This window comes from Sporichthya brevicatena (assembly GCF_039525035.1).
In the GTDB taxonomy this organism is placed as follows: Bacteria; Actinomycetota; Actinomycetes; order Sporichthyales; family Sporichthyaceae; genus Sporichthya; species Sporichthya brevicatena.
In genome coordinates, this window is the sequence record NZ_BAAAHE010000052.1 from 17,211 (window position 1) to 39,977 (window position 22,767).

At 71.7% G+C, this 22,767-nt stretch carries 18 protein-coding genes; 13 read left to right on the plus strand and 5 right to left on the minus strand.

Going from position 1 to position 22,767, the window contains the following annotated elements; translation table 11 throughout:
- Nucleotides 1–39 precede the first annotated feature (39 nt).
- Both ABD401_RS23635 and ABD401_RS23640 read left to right on the plus strand, forming a co-directional pair.
- Nucleotides 40–1,305, plus strand: a complete 1,266-nt coding sequence (locus ABD401_RS23635) for an MFS transporter (RefSeq protein WP_344609421.1) — start codon at nt 40–42, stop codon at nt 1,303–1,305.
- 59 nt (nt 1,306–1,364) lie between these two features.
- Entirely contained in the window at nt 1,365–3,677 is a 2,313-nt protein-coding gene (locus ABD401_RS23640; protein WP_344609423.1) for a peptidase M6 immune inhibitor A, read from the plus strand.
- Between the two features lie 21 nt (nt 3,678–3,698).
- Here the strand turns inward: ABD401_RS23640 and ABD401_RS23645 are convergent, their stop codons facing one another.
- Nucleotides 3,699–4,910 (minus strand): DUF445 domain-containing protein, encoded by a 1,212-nt coding sequence (locus ABD401_RS23645; protein ID WP_344609425.1) that lies wholly within the window; start codon nt 4,908–4,910, stop codon nt 3,699–3,701.
- Between the two features lie 121 nt (nt 4,911–5,031).
- Between ABD401_RS23645 and ABD401_RS23650 the strand changes: the two genes are divergently transcribed.
- Complete coding sequence (locus ABD401_RS23650) at nt 5,032–5,649, plus strand: molybdopterin-dependent oxidoreductase (RefSeq protein WP_344609427.1); 618 nt, start codon at nt 5,032–5,034, stop codon at nt 5,647–5,649.
- A gap of 18 nt (nt 5,650–5,667) precedes the next feature.
- Here ABD401_RS23650 and ABD401_RS23655 read toward each other — a convergent pair whose 3' ends face one another.
- Entirely contained in the window at nt 5,668–7,665 is a 1,998-nt protein-coding gene (locus ABD401_RS23655) for an MFS transporter (protein ID WP_486387616.1), read from the minus strand.
- A 240-nt stretch (nt 7,666–7,905) separates the two neighbouring features.
- On the opposite strand from ABD401_RS23655, the gene ABD401_RS23660 reads away from it, so the two are divergent.
- Nucleotides 7,906–8,481, plus strand: coding sequence for a TetR/AcrR family transcriptional regulator (locus ABD401_RS23660; RefSeq protein ID WP_344609429.1), 576 nt, complete (start codon nt 7,906–7,908; stop codon nt 8,479–8,481).
- A gap of 105 nt (nt 8,482–8,586) precedes the next feature.
- Nucleotides 8,587–9,864 (plus strand): GspE/PulE family protein, encoded by a 1,278-nt coding sequence (locus ABD401_RS23665; protein WP_344609431.1) that lies wholly within the window; start codon nt 8,587–8,589, stop codon nt 9,862–9,864.
- A 39-nt stretch (nt 9,865–9,903) separates the two neighbouring features.
- Here ABD401_RS23665 and ABD401_RS23670 read toward each other — a convergent pair whose 3' ends face one another.
- Both ABD401_RS23670 and ABD401_RS23675 read right to left on the minus strand, forming a co-directional pair.
- Nucleotides 9,904–10,716 (minus strand): hypothetical protein, encoded by an 813-nt coding sequence (locus ABD401_RS23670; protein ID WP_344609433.1) that lies wholly within the window; start codon nt 10,714–10,716, stop codon nt 9,904–9,906.
- Nucleotides 10,717–10,738: 22 nt separating this feature from the next.
- Nucleotides 10,739–11,497 (minus strand): response regulator transcription factor, encoded by a 759-nt coding sequence (locus tag ABD401_RS23675; RefSeq protein WP_344609435.1) that lies wholly within the window; start codon nt 11,495–11,497, stop codon nt 10,739–10,741.
- Nucleotides 11,498–11,748: 251 nt separating this feature from the next.
- Here ABD401_RS23675 and ABD401_RS23680 point away from each other — a divergent pair, with 251 nt between their 5' ends.
- The 6 genes from ABD401_RS23680 to ABD401_RS23705 all read left to right on the plus strand — a co-directional run bounded on the left by ABD401_RS23680 (nt 11,749) and on the right by ABD401_RS23705 (nt 19,338).
- The gene (locus ABD401_RS23680) at nt 11,749–12,906 is read left to right on the plus strand and encodes an efflux RND transporter periplasmic adaptor subunit (protein ID WP_344609437.1); all 1,158 of its coding nucleotides are present in this window, start codon (nt 11,749–11,751) and stop codon (nt 12,904–12,906) included.
- Nucleotides 12,903–13,646 carry an ABC transporter ATP-binding protein gene (locus tag ABD401_RS23685; RefSeq protein ID WP_344609439.1) on the plus strand — a complete coding sequence of 248 codons (744 nt, stop codon included), beginning with the start codon at nt 12,903–12,905 and terminating at the stop codon, nt 13,644–13,646. The genes ABD401_RS23680 and ABD401_RS23685 overlap by 4 nt, the downstream gene beginning before the upstream one ends.
- Nucleotides 13,643–14,872 carry an ABC transporter permease gene (locus ABD401_RS23690; protein ID WP_344609442.1) on the plus strand — a complete coding sequence of 410 codons (1,230 nt, stop codon included), beginning with the start codon at nt 13,643–13,645 and terminating at the stop codon, nt 14,870–14,872. Before ABD401_RS23685 ends, ABD401_RS23690 begins: the two co-directional genes overlap by 4 nt.
- 53 nt (nt 14,873–14,925) lie before the next feature.
- Nucleotides 14,926–15,864 (plus strand): DUF5666 domain-containing protein, encoded by a 939-nt coding sequence (locus ABD401_RS23695; protein WP_344609444.1) that lies wholly within the window; start codon nt 14,926–14,928, stop codon nt 15,862–15,864.
- Nucleotides 15,857–17,572, plus strand: coding sequence for an efflux RND transporter periplasmic adaptor subunit (locus ABD401_RS23700; RefSeq protein ID WP_344609446.1), 1,716 nt, complete (start codon nt 15,857–15,859; stop codon nt 17,570–17,572). Before ABD401_RS23695 ends, ABD401_RS23700 begins: the two co-directional genes overlap by 8 nt.
- A 119-nt stretch (nt 17,573–17,691) precedes the next feature.
- Nucleotides 17,692–19,338, plus strand: a complete 1,647-nt coding sequence (locus ABD401_RS23705) for an AMP-binding protein (protein WP_344609448.1) — start codon at nt 17,692–17,694, stop codon at nt 19,336–19,338.
- A gap of 102 nt (nt 19,339–19,440) precedes the next feature.
- Here ABD401_RS23705 and ABD401_RS23710 read toward each other — a convergent pair whose 3' ends face one another.
- A complete protein-coding gene (locus ABD401_RS23710; protein WP_344609450.1) occupies nt 19,441–20,379 on the minus strand; it encodes an LLM class F420-dependent oxidoreductase in 939 nt (312 codons plus the stop codon).
- Nucleotides 20,380–20,525: 146 nt separating this feature from the next.
- On the opposite strand from ABD401_RS23710, the gene ABD401_RS23715 reads away from it, so the two are divergent.
- The gene (locus tag ABD401_RS23715; protein WP_344609452.1) at nt 20,526–22,010 is read left to right on the plus strand and encodes a PepSY-associated TM helix domain-containing protein; all 1,485 of its coding nucleotides are present in this window, start codon (nt 20,526–20,528) and stop codon (nt 22,008–22,010) included.
- Nucleotides 22,003–22,761: a DUF5134 domain-containing protein gene (locus ABD401_RS23720; RefSeq protein ID WP_344609454.1), complete on the plus strand. Its 759-nt coding sequence runs from the start codon at nt 22,003–22,005 to the stop codon at nt 22,759–22,761. The genes ABD401_RS23715 and ABD401_RS23720 overlap by 8 nt, the downstream gene beginning before the upstream one ends.
- Nucleotides 22,762–22,767: the final 6 nt, after the last annotated feature.

Sequence of the window (22,767 nt, forward strand, 5' to 3'; positions counted from 1 at the left end):
AGGCCGCGTGCGACGGTGCGGCACGTAGCCTTCCGGCTCATGGGGGGCGACCGTCGCGGCTGGCGTCGGCACGCGATCGACCTGAGCCCGCTGGAGCACCGCGACTACCGCCGGCTCTGGGCCGGCAACGCGATCGCCTTCGTCGGGTTCCAGGTCACCGCGGTGGCCGTGCCGGTCGAGATCTACGACATCACCGGCTCCTCGTTCTGGGTCGGCATGATGGGCGCGGTCGGCCTCGTGCCCCTGGTCGTGTTCGGGCTGTGGGGCGGCGCGGTCGCGGACGCGCTCGACCGTCGGCGGGTGCTGCTCCTCGGCTCCGTGACGATGTGGCTGACGACCCTCGGGCTGCTCGTGCACTCGCTGCTCGGCGTCGAGAGCGTCGCCGTCCTGCTCGCCCTCGTCGCGTTGCAGTCGGCGGCGTTCGCGGTCGTCGGCTCCACGCGCGGCGCGATCATCCCCCGCGTCGTGCCGCCCGAGAAGATCGCCGCGGCCAACACGCTCGGCTTCACGACGAGCAACGTGAGCATGATGGCCGGCCCGCTGCTGGCGGCGCTGATCATCACCCAGGTCTCGCTCTCGGCCGCGTACGCCCTCGACGCCGTCCTGTACCTCGCCGCGCTCTACGCCGCCGCGCGGCTCCCGAGCCTGCCGCCGTTGGGCGAGATCAGTGCGCCGGGTCTGCGGTCGGTGATCGACGGGCTCGCGTTCATCGCCACCCGACCGGTGCTGCTGGTGTCGTTCGCCGTCGACATCGTCGCGATGGTCTTCGCGATGCCACGGGCGCTGTTCCCCGCCCGCGCCGAGGAGCTCGGCGGCGACGCCGCGGTTGGCTGGCTGTTCGCCGCGCTCGCGATCGGGGCGGTGGTCGCCGGCGCGACCTCGGGCTGGGTCGGGCGCGTCCAGCGGCAGGGCGTCGCCCTCGTCGCGGCGATCGTCGTCTGGGGTCTCGCCGTCGCCGGGGCCGGGCTCGCGGGCAACCTGTGGTTGGCCGTGTTCCTGCTCGCCGTCGGCGGCGCCGCGGACCTCGTCTCGGCCGTGTACCGGCAGACGATGCTGCAGACCTACGCCCCCGACGAGATGCGCGGGCGGATGCAGGGCGTGTTCATCGTCGTCGTGGCCGGCGGACCCCGGCTCGGGGACGTCCGGGCCGGCACCACGGCGGCCGCGGTCGGCGTCCAGGCCTCGTGGGTGGGCGGCGGCCTGCTGTGCGCGGCCGTCGTCCTGCTCGCTCTCGCCGTCCCCACGTTCCGGCGTTACCGAGCACCCACCGCAACTGATCCGCAACCCTCCGCCGATCCGACGTGACAGACCACCCCCTCGCTCGTTAACTCCCGATACGGCCCTGCGTGGAAGGAACCGCCCCCATGACGCGTGTCTGGACTGCCGGCCTGGTGGTCGCCGCCCTGGCGCTCAGCCCGTTGACCTTCGACGGCGGGGCCCGGGCGTCCGAGCCGGCCGCACCGGCGCCCACGGGCATCGTCCCCGCCGGGGTGCAGCACTACGAGCCGTCGACGGCGAAGCTGCCGCTCGCCCCGGACACGGCCGAGACCGTGGCGCGGTGGTTGGAGAGTCCCGCGGGGAAGGCCCAGGCGGGGCGGACGACCGCAGGGAAGACCCCGCCGGTCGGTACCAAGCGGATGTGGCCGAGCGTCGACTTCGTCACCGGCCTGCAGTACATGAAGGAGTTCACCCTCCGCGGGGTCGGTGACGCGATCGAGGTCTGGATCGCGTCGGGCTCCGACGCGGTGTCGAAGGGCATCGAGACGCGGCCGGGCGACTGCCGCGCGAAGCTGCCGGGTTACACGACGATCACCGACGAGCAGATCCAGTACCTGATCCGCGAGTACGACAAGAACATCCTCCCGCGCGAGTCCGAGGCCTTCAGCGTCGCGCCCGACCGCGACGGGTCGAAGGCGCAGCAGGATCTGACGACCACCGGCCTCGACTTCTCCGGCGACGGCAACAAGGTCGTGACGCTGATCGACAACATCCGGGACGAGTCGTTCTACAACTGGCCCAAGGAGCGGTCCGGTGTCGCGGGGTTCTTCAACCCGGCCGCGAACGAACTGACGGACCGCAACATCATGACCATCGACGCGGAGGACTGGGCCCACAACATCGGCCCCGAGCCGCCGCACCAGCCGAGCGAGGACCCCTGCCTGAACCGTGACGGCAGCCCGTACTTCTACGAGTCGGTCTTCGCGCACGAGTACCAACACCTGCTCATGTACTACATCGACGTCGACGAGGTCGAGTGGGTCAACGAGGGCCTGTCGATGTACGCCGAGCACGTCACCGGCTACCTGGACTCGCGGCTGAGCGTGAACCAGTTCGGCTACAACGCCTACGTCGCGTGCTTCCAGGGCTTCCGGACGCTGGTGACGCAGTACAACCCGGCGCCCGTCCCCTGCGGCGGGCCGGCGAACTCCCTGACGCGCTGGGGTGACCAGGGCACCGCGAAGGAACTGCTCGCCGACTACGGCAACGCCGAGTCGTTCCTGCTCTACCTGCGCGACCGCTTCGGCCCGGAGGTGCTCTCCGAGCTCCACCGCGACAACGTCCGCCGCGGCCTGAGCTCGCTGCGACACGTGCTGAGCCTGCTGGACGGCCGGCCGAAGGTTCCGCAGCTCCTGCGCGACTACCAGCTGATGACCCTGCTCGACCGCCTGCTCGAGCAGAAGGGGATGCGCCTGTCCGGCGTGAACCGCAAGCTCGTCACGACCGAGAGCCTGCGGGCGGCGGTGAACCTGCTCAACCCGGCGGCGATGAGCGCCGTGGGCGCCGCGTCCAACGGCGCCGACTACGTGACGCTGCGCGGCCTCGGCGTCGGACCGCTCGACGGTACGCAGCTGAAGTCACTGAGCTTCAGCGGTGACCGGTCGCTGCCGCCGTTGCCGGTGCAGTGGACCGTGCAGAACTCCTACCCGCTGCCCGCGGTCTCGCTGCCGCCGCTGCCGAACGTCCCGTCCGTGCCGACGATCGCGGCCCCGCCGCTGCCGTCGACCCCGCTCGACAACCCGGTGCTGTTCTCCGGCAACACCCCCGACACCGACGCGAGCATCGTCTTCCCCGCCAAGGTCCCGGCGGCCAACCCGTTGCTGACGTTCACCACCGTCTACAACCTCGAACAGGACTACGACTTCGGCTACGTCCTGATCTCCACCGACGGCGGCAAGACCTACCAGACGCTGGAGAACGCGTTCACGACCAAGAGCGAGCACGGCTACGGGTTCACCGGGTCGGTCCCGGTCCCGACGCCGCAGGTGTTCGACCTGACGCCCTACGCGGGCCAGGACGTCCTGATCGGGTTCCGCTTCAAGTCCGACCCCCTGATCAACATGGGCGGCTGGGCCGTCGACGACATCACCGTCGGCGGGCAGCTGATCAGCGACGGCTCGAGCACCGACCCGTTCCGGACGATGACCCAGATCTCCCCGATCCCGGTGAAGGACTGGTCGCTCCAGATCGTCGGCATCGACGAGGTCGGCCGCCGGATCCAGGTCTTCCGCTTCGCGGGCAGGTACTCGGTGACCCTGACGCCGGCTCAGCTCAAGGCCCTGCGCCGCTATCCCCTGCTCGTCGCCGTCGTCGGCTGGGACGACCCCGAGGAGAAGGCCACCCTCGAGGCCCCGTACACCCTCCGGGTCAACGGCATCGGCCAGGCCGGCGGCCGCTGACCGGCGGGAACCGGGTGAGCCTCAGGTCAGCAGCAGGTGGACCTGGAGCTCACCGATCAGGAAACCGAGGACACCGCCGACGGCGATGAGCTTCCACTCGTCCTGCTTGAACGCGGGGCGGAGGAGGTTCTCGTACTCCTCGTCGGTCATCGCGGACATCTTCGTGATGATCGTGCCCTGGACGTCGAGGGCCTCCATCGCGTAGGCGCCGACGTCGTCGATGCTGCCGCGCATGCGGGTGACGGCCGCGGCCACGATCTCCGAGCGGAGCTCCTGGTACTTGCGGCCACCGACGGCGAGGACGACCAGCGGCTTGGCCGGGCCGACCTGCGCGTTGACGGCGGTGTCGACCTCGCGGGCGACGAGGGCGAAGAGGCGGTCGGCCTGGGGGCCGGTGAGCATCGCGTCGATGAGGTTCGCCGGGGTGAGGATCTCCTCGCCGAGAACCTTCGCGTAGTCCTCGATGACCTGGGCGCGACGGCGGTGGAACAGACCCTGCCAGCGGAAGATCGCGAAGCGACGGGGCTGGACCGGGCGGAAGATGAGCTGCAGCGCGGCCCAGTCGGAGAGGAAGCCGACGAGGCCACCGAAGATCGGCACGACCCACACGTTGTGCGTCGCCGCCCAGACGCCGGCCTGGACGCAGCCGAGGAGAAATCCGAACGGCGCGCCCACGCGGATGATGAAGTTGAACTCGTTCTTGCCGATCCGCCGGATCAGCGAGACGAGCAGCGCCTTGTCGCGAACGAGCGCGTCGACGGCGACGGCCCGCAGGTCGATGACCGACTCCGGGTCGCGCTTGAGGTCGTCGACGAGGCGCTCGACCATCTTCGGCGCCTGCCGCTGAACGGCCCAGATGACCGCCTTGCGGCCGACCTCGGGCATCGCCTCCCAGACCAGCGGCTGATGGCGCGACATGATCTCGCGCGTCATCTCGTCGATGGTGGCGCGCATCGGTTCCTGCAGGCGCGCGGCCATCTCACGGCCGTCGATGCGGTCGAACAACTCCCGCGTCGTCAGGAGGCGGGAGAGCATGAGGTCGGTGGCTATGCTCGCCATCCGCGGCGCAAAGCGCGGGATGACGCCCTGCCAGCCCAGGTACGGCGGGATGCCCCTGAACTCGAGCGGTCGCATCATCATCTCGACGGCGACCAGCTTCGTGACGTAGCCGATGATGGCGGCGATCAGCGGCATCGAGACGTAGATCGCCCACGTCGGCAGCTCGATGTGCACGCGCCCTCCTGATTCGCTGCCCGCAGGGTACGGGTCGGATCTACCGGCAGGTAGCGCAATCCGCCGCCCGGCCGCAGGGGGCCTTGTGAGTCCTCGCAGACACGAGTGCTTAGCTGTGATCGTGGCCGTGCCCGACTCGACGTCCGACCAGGACCACCCGCTGCCGCCCGGTCAGAAGGCGCGACCGGACCTTCCCGTCCGCCACTACGGACCGATCCCCCGCCGCAAGCCCGACCCGTGGCCGATCGCGGTCGGCGGTCAGCTCGCGGACCGCACCGTCACGACCTCGGTCGCGGAACTGCTCGAGGCGCCCGCGACCGGCGTCACCGCCGACCTGCACTGCGCAAGCGGATGGAGCTGCCTCGACCTGGAGTGGGAGGGCGTGCCGGCCGCGACGCTGCTGGAGATCGCCCCGCCGCCGCCCGGTGTCACCGACGTTCTTGTCTACGGCGAGTACGGCTACTCGGCCAACGTCACCGTCGAGGACCTGCGTTCTCCGCAGGCACTGATCGCGACGACGCTGGGCGGTGTCCCGCTCTCCGCGGAGCACGGCGCGCCGGTCCGGCTCGTGCTGCCGCACCTGTACTGCTGGAAGGGTCCGAAGTGGTTCCGCGGCTGGGACTACGTCACGCCCGACACCCTCGGCTTCTGGGAGGCCCGGGGTTACCACCGTGTCGGCAACTGCTGGTTGGAGCAGCGCCACACGCTTCCCGGGCCTCCCAAGGAAGACCTGATCTGATCCGTTCGACCCGCCGGGTCAGCTGACCGGCTGGTCCACCCGCCGGCCCGCCGAGGGTTGAGCGGCCAGCGGCGTCAGCACGACCTTCTGCGCGACCCCGTTCGGCGGGGCGACGATCCCGGCGTGCGGGGCGTAGCCCGGGGCGGACGCGATCACCGCGTACGCCTCGGCACCCGCGGCCGAGGGCAGGTAGGCCCCGGTCTCGTCCGCCGTCCCGACCTCGAGCTGACGACCCGACCGGCTGAGCAGCGTCACCGTTGCTCCCGGCACCGGCGCCCCGTCGACCGTCCGGACCACCACACCCGGCCCGACGGGGCCGACGGTCAGCGTCGAGGCCTCGGTCGCCGCGGCGGTCGCCCTGCTCATCGTCTCCGCCGAGACGGGAGCCGCGGCGGCCTGCGCCGCCGGAGCGTCCGGGGCGGCCGCCGGTGCTGCGGCCGGAGCCGGCGCCGAGCCCGGCCCGCCGCGCAGCGGGACGTGCTTGATGGCCAGCGCCGCCGGGATCGCGAGGGCCGCGAGCACCGCGGACACCACGAAGACCGGCGAGAGGCCGTCGACGATGCCGTGCTGGATCGCGTCGACGACCTGCTCGGGCATGGTCCGGACGACCTCGGGCGAGAGCTCGGTGCCGTCGCCCACCGGGTTGTCCGGGCCGAGGCGGTCGGTGATGGTGCCGGTGAGCTGGTGCGCGTAGATCGCGCCCAGCGCGCTGACACCCAGCGAGCCACCCATGCTGCGGACGAAGGTCGCGGTCGCGGTGGCCGCGCCGATGTCCTTCATCTCCACGCTGTTCTGCGCGATCAGCATCGTCGACTGGAACAGCAGGCCCATGCCGGAGCCCATGATGAACATGTAGACGCCGGTTTCGACCTCGCCGGTCCCGGTGCCCATGGTCGCCATCAGCGCGAGGCCGACGGTCATCGCGACGGTGCCGAGAATCGGGTAGATCCGGTACGACCCGGTCTTGGTGATCAGTTGGCCCGAGGCGACGCTGGTGAACAGCGAGCCCACCATCATCGGCATCAGCAGCAGACCGGAGTTGGTCGCGGACTGCCCCTGCACGTACTGCTGGAACTGCGGCAGGAAGGTCATGCCGCCGAACATCACGAACCCGACCGCGAAGCTGAGCACCGCGACGAAGGTGAAGTTCGAGTTGCGGAAGACCCCGAGCGGCAGGACCGGCTCGGCCGCCTTGCGCTCGACGCCGATGAAGGCCACGAACCCGATCGCGCTGACCGCGATCAGCCCGAGGATGGTCGGGGAACCCCAGCCGTACTCGGTGCCGCCCCAGCTGGTCACGAGGATGACCGCGGTGACCCACGTGACCATCAGGCCGGTGCCCCACCAGTCGATGGAGACCTGCTTCTTCGGCGGCTTCGGCAGGTGCATGGTCGCCATGACCACGAACAGCGCGAGACCACCGACGGGCACGTTCACGTAGAACGCCCAGCGCCACGAGGCGTGGTCGGTGATCCAGCCACCGATCAGCGGGCCGGCGATCATCGACACCGGCATGATCGCCATGAAGTAACCGGCGTACTTGCCGCGCTCGCGCGGCGGCACGATCACGGCCATCACGGCCATGACGCCCACGATCAGACCGCCCGCGCCCAGACCCTGGAAGGCGCGGAACAGGATCAGCTCGGTCATGCCCTGGGCCATGCCGCACAGCGCGGAGCCGACCAGGAACATCACGATCGACCCGACGAAGATGAACTTCCGGTCGAACAGGTCCATCAGCTTGCCCCACACGGGGGTCGCCACCGCGACGCCGAGGATGTAGGCCGTGGTCACCCAGGCCAGGTGCTCGAGCCCCCCGAGCTCTCCGACGATCGTCGGCAGCGCCGGCGCGACGATCATGTTGTCGAGCATCGCGAGCATCATCGCGATCATCAGACCCGACATCACGAGCAAGATCTCGCGATGCGACCGCTGCTCGTACCCGAACTCGTCGACCGGGCGCGAGGCAGGCGGGACCGGCTGTGCAGCCGGCGACGCCGGTGCCTCCTGAGACATGCGTGTACTCCCTGCCGTTCGGCTGTGCGTTCCCCTCCGGTCACCTAAGCTAACTGACCGGTCGGTAAGCTCGCAACGCAATTACCGGCGCGCACATTCCGTTCGGGACAGAACTGGCCGAACGGATGAGGTCTACACCCCCTAGATTTGCTCGCAGCCGGCGCGGACGCGACGGGATTTCCCACCCCCGCCGTTCCCCACCCGTTCCCCACCGTTCCCCACCGTTTCCGAGGAGGCCCGATGAGTGCGGAGCCGGCGCCGCAGGCGCCGACCCCTGGCACCCGTGCCCGAGCCCTCTCGACGGCGCTCGACCTGTTCAGCCGCGACGGCTACGACGCCGTCTCCATGCGAGCGATCGCCGAGGAACTCGGCGTCACCAAGGCGGCGCTGTACCACCACTTCACCAGCAAGGAAGAGATCGCCCGCGAGCTCGTCGGCAGCTACCTCGACGCGGTCGAGGAGACCGTGACCTGGGCCGAGCAGGCCCGGCCCGACCTCGACGAGCTGCTCGCCCGCTGGGCGGACCTGGTCCGCGCCCAGGGCCTGCAGGTCGGCAAGTTCATCAACGCGAACCAGCGCCTGATGCGGGAGCTCGGCCTGGTCTCCGGCGAGGGGCCGCGGCGGGCCGTCGACCGGATCGCGGCGACCGTCGTCGGGCCGGAGGCTCCCCCGGAGCTGCGGCTGCAGGTGCGGATGGCGCTGCTCGCGATGCACATGGCGGCCATCGCGTCCGAGGGTCTGCCGCTCGAGCCCGACGTGGTCTTCCGCATCGCCCGCGGCGTCGCCGCCTCGATCGTGCGCAACGCCCAGGCCTGACGCGTCGGTTCAATTCCCGCCATTCACCCGTCAACACCGTCAAGTCGCGACCGCCGCCGACCGACAAACAGGTCGCCGACGCTGCCGACCGGAGGACGGGACATTGTGCGTGCGCGCTGGTGGCCCGGGTCGGGCTCGGTACCGAACGGCGGCCCGGCCGAGGTGATCGGCGTCCTCGGCCGTGCCGCCGGTCTCGTCACGATCGGCGCGGACATCTCCCCCGTCGAGGTCGTCGACGAGCTCGTCTCGCACGCGCTGGCCGACCGCGCGTCGGACATCCACATCGAGCCGCAGGAGCACCGCGTCCGCGTCCGCTACCGGGTCGACGGGGTGCTGCACGAGGTCCTGCAGATGCCGCTCGAGCTCGCCGGCGGCGTGGTCAGCCGCATCAAGGTCCTCGCCGGCATGGACATCGTCGAGAAGCGCCGGCCGCAGGACGGGCAGTTCGTCTTCCGCACCGAGGACGCGCGCGGCGAACGCGCGGTCGACGTCCGCGTTTCCACCACGCTCGGCGTCAACGGGGAGAAGGTGGTGCTGCGGCTGCTGGAGTCCGAGCGCCGCCGCGTCCGCTACGCGGAGCTCGGCATGCACCCCGAGACCGCACGCGCCTGGGCCGCCGCCGCGGCGAACACCTCCGGGATGCTGCTGTGCTCCGGCCCGACCGGCAGTGGGAAGACCACGACGCTCTACGCGACGCTCGGCGAGCTCGACTCCGTCGGCGCGAACCTGTGCTCGATCGAGGACCCCGTCGAGTACGTCGTCGACACCATCACGCAGATCCAGATCAACCCCGCCATCGGGACCACGTTCGCGACCGGCCTGCGTTCGCTGCTGCGTCAGGACCCGGACGTCATCCTCGTCGGTGAGATCCGCGACCCGGAGACCGCGAAGATCGCGGTGCAGGCCGCGCTCACCGGGCACCTCGTGCTCTCGACCGTGCACGCGCGCGACTCGGTCTCCGCGCTGTACCGGTTCCTGGAGATGGGCGTCGAGCCGTACCTCGTGACGTCCTCGGTCCTGACCGTGATGGCGCAGCGGCTGCTGCGGCGGACCTGCCCGAAATGCGCCCGCCCCGTCGAGCCGACCCCCGAGCAGCGCGCGATCTACCTCCGTCACGGCGGCACCCCGAAGACCGAGTTCCTCGTCGGCACCGGCTGCTCGTACTGCGGCGGCACCGGGTACCACGACCGCGTCGGCGTCTACGAGATGCTCCGCATGACCCCCTCGATCCGGGCCCTGGTCGCCGACGGCGCCAACGCCGACGTCGTCCGGTTCGAAGCCATCGCCGAGGGCATGCCGACCCTGATCACCGAGGCCGTCCGCCTCGTCTCCGAGGACCTCACCACCCTCGACGAGGTCCTCCGCGTCATCGCCGCCGAGTAGCCCGCGTTGAACAAGGGGTGACACCCCTTGCTCAACGGATCACAGGATCCGGGCGGGCGGGGGCGCGACGTAGGCGTCGCTGAGTTCTGTCGCCAGGCGGGTAAGCAGGGCGTCGCGGGCGGGTTCGAGCTCCGCGAGCAGTTGCCGCCAGGAGCCGAGGTGCGCCTCGGCCCGGGCAACGCGGACGGCGGCGACCTCGGACTCGGTCCTCGCCGCGTCGACGAAGGTGATCTGGAACCCCGCCGGCTTCGCCGCGAGCGCCTCGGAGCGGCGTTGCGCCGCCGCGTCGGCCTCCGTCGCCCAGCTGACGTAGCGGTCGTACCAGGCCGACAGGTCCGCGCGCAGCTCGGCGGACAGCGTCGCAGGACCGACGGGCGTCCAGTCGACCGTCACCTCGGGACCACCGGCGCCGATCCAGAGGCCGACGATCGGCCGGCCGTCGGAGTCGCGAGCCGCGCCCGGGATCTCGACGTCGGCGGCTGAGCGCGCCTCGCCCCAGCCGAAGGACGACTCGGCGATCCAGTCGTGGAAGACCGACGCCAGCCGCTCCGCGACGTCCGTGGCGTCGTGGCGGGAGAGGTCGAGGGTCCCGAGCCACGCGGTGTGCTGCTCGTTCTCGCCCGCGCGCACCACGAGGTACAGCGAGTCCGGCTCGTCCCCCGGCCGCGGGGCGTCGGGGTTGTTGGGCCAGCGCTTCCAGGCCCAGTCGGACTCGTCGGTGTCCGGCCAGTCGTCGGCGACGACGAGGTCGGCGGAGACCAACTCCCCCGGCCGCAGCATCGCGGCGAGGACGGGCTCGACCACCCGACGCCGGACCTCGTCGAGGTCGTTCAGGTCCAGGTCCGCTGCCACGGACCCATCCAACCGCGTGGCGTCAGGCGGCGGGCTTGAGCACGTAGCCGGCGCCGCGGAGGGTGTGGATCATCGGCTCGCGGCCGGCGTCGATCTTCTTGCGCAGGTAGCAGATGTAGATCTCGACGACGTTCGCCTGGCCGCCGAAGTCGTACTTCCAGACGCGGTCGAGGATCTGCGCCTTCGAGAGCACTCGCTTCGGGTTGCGCATCAGGTACCGGAGCAGCTCGAACTCGGTCGCGGTCAGCTTGATCTCCTCGCCCCCGCGGCGGACCTCGTGGCTGTCCTCGTCCATCACGAGGTCACCGACGACGAGGCGGTTCGCGTTGGCGTTACCCGCGGCGAGCGAGCGCCGGACCAGGCTGCGCAGCCGGGCCACGACCTCCTCGAGGCTGAACGGCTTGGTGACGTAGTCGTCGCCCCCGGCGGTCAGGCCCGCGACGCGGTCAGCGACGGCGTCCTTCGCGGTCAGGAACAGCACCGGGGTGTCGGCCTCGGCGCGCAGCTTGTGCAGAACGGTCAGACCGTCCATGTCGGGCAGCATGATGTCGAGCACGACCGCGTCGGGCCGGAACTCGCGGGCGACGCGCAAGGCGTCCGAGCCGTTGGCGGCGGTCCGGATCTCCCAGCCCTCGTAGCGCAGCGCCATCTGGAGCAGCTCGGACAGGCTCTGCTCGTCGTCGACGACCAGGACGCGCACCGGGCTGCCGTCGGGGTGGCGCACGATCGGGCGCTCGGCCGGCTCGACGGGGGTGGACGGGTTCGGGATCAACGTCGTCATGCCTGTCAATGTCAGCGTGGGCGCTGTCGTCGCTCTGTGCCGATGTTGTGCGCCAACTGTGGCTTCGGGTCCGGCGGGCAGGCCACAGGAATCCACAGGAACGATCACAGCAACGCCCAAGGCGCGCTCCGTCCTATCGAGAGAACAGCCGCGAACCGGCGGGACGGTCACGGCGGTGAATGCGAACTCGTGGGGGGAACGCGATGTCGAAAGCGCGCAGATCGGCTGCGCTCCGGCGCCACCCGAAGGTGGTGGGCGCCGTCGCCTTGCTCGTCCTGGCCGCCGGCGGGACCGGGGCCTGGGCCCTGACCCGGGACTCGGCCTCCGCGGCTGCGGCAGCGGCGCGGTCGATCGTGGCCACGGTCTCCGCCGGGACGATCGAGCAGACCGTGAGCGCGAGCGGCACCATCAACGCGGCCGACGTCGCGGAGCTGTCGTTCCCGGTCGGCGGAACGGTGACGGCGGTGAAGGCCACCGTCGGACAAACCGTGACGAAGGGTCAGGTTCTGGCCCGCGTCGGGACGAAGGACCTCCAGCGCGCGGTCGACGTCGCCGCCGCGAACGTCACGTCGGCCCAGGCGCAGATGAACGCCGCGTCCGGGTCCGCCTCGCTCGCGGCCGCCAAGGCGCAGCTCGCCACGGCGAAGGACAAGCTCGCCGCCGCCAAGTCGGACCTCGCGGCAGCCAAGCTCACCTCGCCCATCGACGGCGTCGTCGCGGCGGTGAACATCGTCGTCGGCGACGTCCTCTCCGGCGGGAACGGCGGCGGCATGGTCGGCTCGTCGGGAGCGGGCTCGTCGAGCGCGCACGTGACCGTCGTCGGGACGAAGTCCTACGTCGTCGACGCCGCGGTCTCCGGTACCGACCTCGCCTCGGTGAAGACCGGCCAGCAGGCACGCATCACGCCGTCGGGCGCGACGCAGGCAGTCTTCGGCACGGTGAGCTCGGTCGGCGTTGTCGCCTCCAGCTCGTCCGGCGGCTCGTCGACGTTCCCCGTCACCATCAAGATCACCGGCACCCCGGAGGGACTGCACCCCGGCGGCAGTGCGACCGTCGCGATCGTCACCAAACAGCTGACCGACGTCCTCACCGTCCCGACCGCGGCGCTGCGCCAGGAGAACGGCAAGACCGTCGTGACGAAGGTTGAGGGTGACGCGACCCGGACCGTCGAGGTCAGCGTCGGGTCCAGCTACGGCACGAGCACCGAGGTGCTGTCCGGACTCGTCGACGGCGACCAGGTCCAGGTCACGACGATCACCCGGCCGGCCGGCGAGACCCGCGGCGGCAACCGGTCGGGCGGAGGCGGCCAGTTCGGCGGCCAGTTCGGCGGCCCGCCGGCGGGGATGATGCCCGGCGGCGCGATCCCCGGAGGCGGGATGCCCGGGATGCCGATGGGCGGTGCGCGATGAGCGCCCTCCTGCAGACTGACGCCGCTTCAGCGTGGTCGGACACCTCCGCCCCGGTCCTGCAGCTGACGGACGTGCGCAAGCGGTACGAGACCGGCGCCCTGGCGGTCGACGCCTTGCGCGGGGTGAGCCTGCAGGTCAACGCGGGCGAGTACGTCGCCGTCGTCGGCCCGTCGGGGTCGGGCAAGTCGACGCTGATGCACATCCTCGGATGCCTGGACACCCCGACGGCGGGCACCTACCACCTCGCCGGGGTCGACGTGTCCGCGATGGACGAGACCGCACTCGCGCACGTCCGCAACGCACGGATCGGATTCGTGTTCCAGCAGTTCCACCTGCTGCCGTCACTGCCCGCCTGGCGGAACGTCGAACTCCCGCTGCTCTACGCCGGCACCCCGCGCAGTGAACGCCGCGAGCGAGCGATGGCCGCGCTGGAACGTGTTGGCCTCGCCGACCGGGTCGACCACAAGCCCAACGAGCTCTCTGGCGGCCAGCAGCAGCGCGTCGCGGTCGCGCGGGCGCTCGTCACCGAACCGGCGCTCATCCTCGCCGACGAGCCGACCGGGAACCTGGACTCCAAGTCCACCGCCGACGTGCTCGGGCTGCTCGCCGACCTGCACGCCGGCGGCCGGACGATCGTCCTCATCACGCACGACGCCGAGGTCGCCGAGGCCGCGGCCCGGGTCGTGCGGATCGCGGACGGTCTCGTGACCGAGGACTACCTCAACGGCGGTGCCGTGTGAACCCCCGCGACACCACGCGCACCGCGCTGGAGGCCATCCGTGCGCACCGGCTCCGGTCGGCGCTGACGATGATCGGCATCCTCATCGGCATCGCGGCCGTCACCGTGACGGTCGGCCTGGGTCAGGGCGCCCAGGCGCAGGTCCGCGACCAGATCGACAAGCTCGGCTCGAACCTGCTCATCGTCTCGCCGGGCTCGACGACGTCGTCGACGGGAGTCCGCGGCGGCCGTGGGTCGGCCACCACGCTGACCCTGCGCGACGCCGAGACCCTCGCCTCCCCGGAGGTCGCGCCCGACATCGCCGCCGTCGCGCCGGTCGCGTCCGGGATGCAGTCCCTGACCGCCGGGTCGACGACCTGGACGACGACCGTGTCCGGAACCTCCCCCTCGTGGCTCTCGGTCCGGACGCGCGAGGTCTCCGCGGGCCGCTTCTTCAGCGCCGACGACCTCGCCGCGCAGCGGCCCGTGGCGGTGCTCGGGCCCGACACGGCAACCGAACTGTTCGCCGGGCAGAACCCCGTCGGACAGTCGGTGACGATCGCCGGCTCGACGTTCACCGTGATCGGCGTGCTCGAGCCGATGGGCTCGACCTCCGCGACCAGCGAGGACGACCTCGTCCTGATGCCGTCCACGACGTACTCGACGCGTGTCGCGTCGGGGTCGGCGCGGAACGCCGTCAGCACGATCTACCTGCAGGCAACCTCGCGGGACGCGCTTGCGGCGGCCTACCAGGAGGCGCAGGCGGCCCTGGCCACCAACCACGGCGTCTCCACCGCGAACGCGGACTTCACGATCACGACGCAGGCGTCGCTGGTGTCCACCGCCAACGAGACCAACAAGACGCTCACCGTCATGCTCGGCGGCATCGCCGCGATCTCGCTGCTGGTGGGCGGGATCGGCGTCATGAACATCATGCTGGTCTCGGTCACCGAGCGGACCCGCGAGATCGGCCTGCGCAAGTCGCTCGGCGCGACACCACGCGCCATCCGCACCCAGTTCCTCACCGAGGCGTCGGGGCTCGGCCTTGCGGGCGGGGCACTCGGCCTCGCCACCGGCCTGGGGGTGGCCGCCGCGCTGCCGGCGGCGCTGGACCAACCCGTCGCGGTCAGCCCCTCGGTCGCGGGAGTGAGCCTGCTCATCTCTCTCGCGATCGGCGTCGCGGCCGGGGTGTACCCGGCGGCCCGCGCTGCGCGCCTGACGCCGATCGAGGCGCTGCGCACGCCCTGACCGACCGCTCGCGCCTAAGACTCTGACGCTCCATCACCATCCTGGGGGAATTCATGCTCGCGTCCATCCGCAACCGGCGGCTCCGTCTCGCCGCTCCCACGGCGGCGCTGGCCGTCCTCGTGCTCGCCGGCTGCGGCGGGAGCGACGACGCCGCCGGCGCGTTTCCGGCGTCCGACACCACGCCGAGCACCGGCGCCCCGGCCGCCCCGACCGAGAGCGGCGCGGCCGGAGGTGCTCCGACCCCGGGCGGACGCAACTTCCCCGGGGCGTCGGGGCAGATCGCCGAGGTCAGCGGCAGAACGATGCAGGTCCAGAACACGCAAAACCAGACTGCGGTCACGTGGACCAACGCGACCGTCGTCACCGACACCGTCGCGGCGTCCCGCAAGGACATCCGGGTCGGCGACTGCGTCCAGGTCCGGGACGTCGCCTCCGAGGCCACCGCCGCGATCACCAGCACGCCGGCCGAGGCCGCCGCGGCCGACGCGGAGCCCGTCACCGCGGCGAGCGTCGCGATCAGCACCCCCGTCGACGGCTCCTGCACCGCCGGCTTCCCGGGCGGGACGCGCGCGGGTGGGCCGTCCGAGGGCTTCCGTCCGACCGGCGCTCCGCAGGCCCGCGGGGATGCGCGCCCGGGTGACGGTGGCCTCCCACCCGGTGGCGGTTCCCGGCCGGCGGGGATGCGCGGGGCGGCCGGGACGGTCGCCGCCATCGACGGCACGACGATGACGGTGTCGATGCCGAATCCGGGCACCTCCGGCACGTCGACGCGCGTCGTCATGCTGACCGAGGCCACGACCTACACCAAGACCGTGACGGCGACCGCGTCCGCGCTCAAGGTCGGCCGGTGCGTCACCGCTCTCGGCAGCGCCGACGACACCGGCGCGATCACGGCGACCTCGATCACCGTCCGCTCCGCGGTCGACGGCGCCTGCACCACCGGCTTCGGGCGGCCGGGTCGACCGGCCGGGACGGAGAACGGCAATGGCTGAGCCCACCCGATTCCGCGGTCCCGGAGCGCGCCGGATCCTCGTGCGCCGCGGGGTCCCGATCGCACTTGGCGGGCTGATCGTCACCGGCGTCGGGACCAGCTGGGCCCTCGCCGGCGAGGACGCCGTGCACTACCGGACCGCGGTCGCGAGCCTCGGCTCGGTCGATCAGGTCGCGACGTACAGCGGCACTGTCGCCCGCACGGGCCGTGCGAGCGCCGCGTTCGGCGTCGCGGGAACCGTCGCGAAGGTGAAGGTCTCCCCCGGTGACGAGGTGAAGGAGGGCGACGTCCTTGCCACGCTCGACAAGACCGACCTGCAGGCCGCGGTCCGTGCGGCCGAGGCGACCCTTCGCCAGGCGGAGGCCGCCCTCGCCGCGGGCAGCTCCGGGTCCTCCTCGGCCCCGTCGTCGAACTCCTCGACCGGCCGGCAGCCGTCGAGCGGTGATCAGTCGAAGGACCGCGGCGCAACCCGGCCCGGTAAGCCTGATGGAGCGTCAGGGACGACCGCGCCCACGGTCGACCTCACCGCGCCGGTGCGGGCGGTCAACAGCGCCCGCGCCGCGGCGGACGCGGCCCTGACGGCCGCGGAGGCCGCGCTGACCGCCCAGGCCGCCACCTGCGCCGATGCTCTTTCGGTGCCGACGTCGGACGCCGAGGAACCGGCGGAGCCCGCCGGGCCCGACGCCACGGCGCTGCTCGCCTGCGCCGACGCGTTGCGCGCGGTGCAGGACGCCCAGGCGAAGGTCGCGACCGCGCAGGCCGCCGTCACCCGGGCCACCGACGAACTCTCCGCGGCGATGACGGCGGCGGTGCAGCGCATCGTCGCGCAGTCCGAGGCCGCGACGAAGCAGGCTCAGCAGATCACCCAGCAGGCGACCGAGCAGGCCGCGCAGCTGCTGGAGCAGGGCCGCCGGTCCGCGAGCGCCCCGTCCGGGGACCGGAGCGGCGGCGGCTCGTCCGCCGAGTCCGCCGCCCGCACCGCGGTGAATCAGGCCGCCGTCCGGGCGGCCGAGGCAGAGCTCGCCGCGGCGAAGGAGGACCTCCAGGCGGCGGTCCTCCGCGCGCCGGTCGACGGCGTCGTCGGGTCCGTCCCGTTCGCGGCCGGGGATCGCGTCGCCGCGAGCGAGGCGATCACGCTGCTCGGCACCGACGCCGTCCAGGTGACCTTCAACGTTCCGCTCGCGACCTCCACGACCCTGGCGGCGGGCATGCCGGCCGAGGTCACCGCCGACGGGGCGGACTCACCCGCGGCCGGGTCGATCAGCTCGATCGGGGTCCTGCCGGACACCTCGGCCGGCAGCGCGACCTACCCGGTGACCGTCCTCGTCCCCGAGCCGACGGCCGCGCTGGCCGAGGGCGCCGCGGCGACGGTAGCGATCACGCTGCGCTCGGCGACCGACGCCGTGACCGTCCCGAACTCCGCCGTGACGCCCACCGGCACCGCCGCAAGTGCCTTCGTGACGCTGCTGCAGAACGGCAAGCCCGCCCGTCGCACGGTGACGACCGGTGCGGTCGGCACCACCCGGACGGAGATCACCGACGGCCTGGCCGCGGGCGACACCGTCGTCCTCGCGGACACCGGCGCGGACGTCCCTGCGAGCTCGACGACCTCCGGCCGGACCACGTTCGGTGGGCCCGGCGGCGGTCTGACCGGCGGTTTCACAGGCCCGGGCGGCGGGATGCGGTTCGGCGGGGGCGGCCGGCCCTGACACCATCAACCGTTGGTGCCGAGGGCCCCCGGCCTGGCAAAAACCGCAGGTCGGAGTAATGCTCGTAGGGAGAACACGCTGTCCCGGCACGTCTGTGTGACCGCAAAGGAGCTCGACTGATGTCTGCCCCCGCCCCGTCCTACGCCTCCGGCACGTCCGACGTCCCGCTGCTCGGCGAGACGATCGGCGCGGTCCTGACCCGCCAGGCCCGGGACAACGGCGACCTCGAGGCCCTGGTCGACGTCCAGGCCGGCAAGCGCTGGACGTTCGCCGAGCTCGACGCGGACGTCTCCCGCCTGGCCGCCGGACTGCTCGCCAAGGGCATCCAGGCCGGCGACCGGGTCGCCCTGTGGGCCCCGAACCACGGCGAGTGGGTCATCACCCAGTACGCGGCCGCGCGCGTCGGCGCGATCCTGGTCGTCGTCAACCCGGCGTACCGGACGCACGAGCTCAAGTACGTGCTCAACCAGTCGGGCAGCCGGATGCTGATCACCGTCCCGGCGTTCAAGACCAGCGACTACCGCTCGATGGTCGCCGAGGTCGCTCCCGAGTGCCCGGAGCTTGCGGACATCGTCTTCATCGGCGACCCGGAGTGGACCCAGCTCTCCACCGGCACCGAGCCCGGCCCTGAGGTGATGGAGCGTCAGGACTCACTGAGCTTCGACGACCCGATCAACATCCAGTACACCTCGGGCACGACGGGCTTCCCCAAGGGCGCGACGCTGACCCACCACAACATCCTGAACAACGGTTACTTCGTCGGCGCGGTCTGCAAGTACACCTCCGACGACCGCGTCTGCGTGCCGGTGCCCTTCTACCACTGCTTCGGCATGGTCATGGGCAACCTGGCGGGCCTCTCCCACGCCGCGACCGTCGTCATCCCGGCGCCCGCGTTCGACCCCGCCGCGACGCTGAAGGCCGTGGCGCAGGAGCGCTGCACCTCGCTCTACGGCGTCCCGACGATGTTCATCGCGATGCTCGCCGACCCGTCGATCGGCGATCTCGACCTCAGCAGCCTGCGGACCGGCATCATGGCCGGCTCACCCTGCCCGGTCGAGGTCATGAAGCGCGTCGTGTCGGAGATGGGCATGACCGAGGTGACCATCGCCTACGGCATGACCGAGACCTCCCCGGTCTCCTGCCACACCCGCACCGACGACGACCTCGAGCGCCGCGTCTCCACGATCGGCCGCGTGCACCCGCACCTGGAGATCGCGATCGTCGACCCCGAGACGAACAAGATCGTCCCCCGCGGCACCCGGGGCGAGTTCCGCACCCGCGGCTACTCCGTCATGCGCGGCTACTGGAACGACCCGGAGAAGACGGCCGAGGCCATCGACGAGGCCGGTTGGATGCGCACCGGCGACCTCGCGGAGATGGACGCCGACGGCTACGTCAAGATCGTCGGCCGCATCAAGGACACCGTCATCCGCGGTGGCGAGAACATCGCCCCCCGCGAGATCGAGGAGTTCCTCTACACGCACCCGGACATCGTCGACGTCCAGGTCGTCGGCGTCCCCGACGAGAAGTTCGGCGAGGAGCTCTGCGCCTGCGTCAAGGTCGCCGAGGGCAAGACCCTCGACGCCGCCGCGGTCCGCGAGTTCTGCACCGGCAAGATCTCGCACCACAAGATCCCGAAGTACGTCGTGATCGTCGACGAGTACCCGATGACCGTCACCGGCAAGATCCAGAAGAACATCCTGCGCGAGCGCATGGCCACCCAGCTCGACCTCGCCCCCGGCGAGGCCGGCTCGAAGCCCGTCTGAGAGCCCCCGGCCGGGGGCCCGTCCGAGAGCCCGTCCGCCCTGTGTCAAGAAAGGGTGACACCCCTTACTGGTGAGTAAGGGGTGTCACCCTTTTTTGACAGGTCAGGCGAAGGCGGGGGCGACCTCGGCGGCGATCAGCTCGACGTGGTCGAGGTCGGCGAGGTCGAGGGTCTGCAGATAGACGCGGACGATGCCGGTCGCCTCGACGAGGCGGCCGAGCTTGTCGACGACCTCCGCGGGGGTGCCGGCGAGGCCGTTCTCCTTGAGCTCGTCGACCTCACGGCCGATCGCCGCGGCGCGGCGGGCGACCTCGGCGTCGTCGCGACCGACGCAGACGACCTGGGCGAGCGAGCGGCGCATCGACGCCGGGTCGCGGCCGATCGCGCGGCAGGCGTCGTCGACGCGGGCGAACTGCGTCGTCGCGGTATCCAGCGGCTGGAACGCGACGTTGAACTCGGTGGCGAACTGCGCGGCCAGGGCGGGGGTCCGCTTCGCCCCGACGCCGCCGATGACGACCGGCGGGCCGGGCCGCTGCGCCGGCTTCGGCAGCCCGGGCGAGTCGAGCACCTCGTAGTGCTTGCCCGAGAAGCTGAAGCCACCGTCGGTCGCCCACAACCCGGTGATCACCTCGAGCTGCTCCGCGAAGCGGTCGAACCGCTCACCGGTGTCCGGGAAGCGGAGCCCGTAGGCCTGGTGCTCGCGCTCGTACCACCCGGCCCCGAGGCCGAACTCGACGCGACCGCCGGACATCACGTCGACCTGCGCGACCGCGATCGCCAGCGGCCCCGGCTCGCGGAACGTCGCCGCGGTGACGAGCGTCCCGAGCCGGACGCGCGAGGTCTCCCGCGCCAGGCCGGCGAGGGTGATCCAGGCGTCGGTCGGGCCGGGCAGGCCGTCCCGGTCCCCCATCACGAGGTAGTGGTCGGACCGGAAGAACGCGGCGTAGCCCGCGTCCTCGGCGGTCCGGGCGACGGCGAGCAGGTCGTCGTAGGACGCACCCTGCTGCGGTTCGGTGAACACGGCGAATTCGAGAGCAGTCACGCAACGACCTTAGGCCGATCGAGCGAATCGGGACGGACCGGGAACTCGACGGGTGGAGACGTCGACCTGTTGCAGTAGCGCCTGACACCGATCGCACCAACGACGTCGCGGTGAGTGGACGGGCATCCCGCACCAGGAGGACGCCGATGGCGCTCGACGTCGCGCCCGCCCGAACCCCGCCGCCGCCCGTCCTGCCCGTCGGCCCCGGGTCCGGCCCGCGCCGGCGCCGCCCGGAGACGACGCGTCTGCTGGTCCGGCTGCACTTCCTCTCCGGCTTCCTCGCCGCCCCGATCATCCTGTCGCTGGCGGTCACCGGGATCCTGTTCGCCTGGAACCCGCAGATCGAGTCCGCGCTGCACGGCAAGACCCTCAGTGCGTCGTCGGTCGACTGGGCCGAACCCAAGCCGCTCTCGGAGCAGGTCGAGGCGGCCCGCGCCGAGCACCCGGGCTGGACGGTCACCGCGGTGACTCCCGCCGCACCGGGCGTCTTCGAGGGCCGCGAGACGACCGCCGTCGCGATGGCGCCGCCCGGTGGCACCGCGGGCGAGTTCGGCCACGCACCCGGCGCGGTCAGCGTCTACGTCGACCCCGTGACCGGCGAGGTCACCGGCGAGATCGCCGAGGACACGCGGCCCGGCGAGTGGCTGCGGAATCTGCACTCGAGCTGGCGGCTCGGCGACAACGTCGCGCCGCTCTCGGAGCTGGCGGCGAGCTGGCTGCTGGTCTCGATCCTCACCGGCATCTACCTGAAGTGGCCGACGATCCGGCGCTCGTTCGTCCGCGCCTTCTCCTTCCGCGGCGCCCGGACGCCCTACGCCCGAGCGAACGCCCTGCACACCACGCTCGGGCTCTGGCTCACCGTCGCCCTGCTCTCGCTCGTCGGCACCGGCCTGACGTGGACGAACTTCGCGGGCTCCCGCGTCGACGACCTCCGCGCGACGTTCAGCAGCCCCGGCCCCTCCCTCGACACGACCCTGCCCGGCGGTGCCGCGCTGTCGGCCCCGACCGGAGCGGCGGCGGCCGACGAGCACGCCGAGCACAACGGCGGATCTGACGTCCCGTCGGACGCCCCCACCTTCGCGGCCGCGGCGGTGCTGCCGCAGATCGACACCGTCGCCCGGTCCGCGGAGTCCGCGGGTCTCGATGGCCTCGTGAAGTACTCGCCGCCGACCGCCGAGGGCAAGGCATGGAAGGCGGAACTGCGGGACACCAAGTGGCCACTGGAGCCGACGACGATCGCCGTCGACGGCAGCACCGGCACGGTGCTCGACCGCGTCGACTGGGACGAGAAGCCCTGGATGGCCCGCGCCACCTCGATCGGCATCTACTTCCACCAGGCCACGCTGTTCGGAGTCTGGAACCAGCTGTTCCTGACCGCACTGTCGATCGGCGTGATCGTGCTGATCGTCGCGGGTTACCGGATGTGGTGGATCCGCCGGCCGCGCGGCACGCTCGGCGTCCCGCCGAAGGTGTCGGGGCCGCTGTGGAAGGCCGTGCCGGTCCCGATGATGGTCGTGTTCGGTCTGCTCGCCTACACGCTGCCGACGCTGGCGGTGTCGTTCCTGCTCTACCTCGTGATCGAACGCATCTGGCGCTCGGTGCGCCGGGGAGGGGCGGCCACCCATGCATGACCACCACAGCGCCGGCGGCATGAACCTCATGCCGCTGTGGGTGCAGGTTCTCGGGACGCTGATCCTGACCGTCATCACCGCGACGCACGTGGTCCACGTGCTGACGCTCGGGCCGGACCGGCCGCAGATCCGCGGGTGGCACTTCACCCACCTCGCGATGAACCTCGGCATGGTCTGGATGTTCGCCCCGTGGGCCTCCATGCCGGGCGAGGCCCGCGCCTGGCAGTACATCTTCGGCGCGTTGTCGATCGTGGTCGCGGCGTGGATCCTCACGCAGTTCCAGCGCGGAATTCCGGTGAACCTGCTCTGGGTGCCCGCGCTGATCGGCATGGTCGCGATGACCTACATGTGGCTGCAGCACCGCGGCCACGGCGTCGCGATCGTGACCTACGCGCTGATCGCCTACTACCTGCTCGAGGCCGCGGCCTGGGCGCAGGGCTGGTTCACCGAGCAGTGCGGCCGCCGCTCCTCGGCGCTGCCGTACGCGGTCGGCCCGCGCTCGGGGACCGCCGCCGAGCTCGCCGGCGCCTGCGGCCCCGACGTCCGGATCTCGCAGGCCGCCTCCGCCCTGGTGATGGGCTACATGTTCCTCGCCATGGACAGCGGGGCGTCCGAGTTCGTCGAGCAGGCCTTCGGCACCGGGGCCGTGACCGAGCAGACGGTGTGGGCGATCTCGGGGATCGCGCTGGTCGTGCTCGCCTGCGTCCCGCGGCCGGTGGCGGCGCGGGAGCGGGAGTCGGTCGCTGCCTGACTTCCC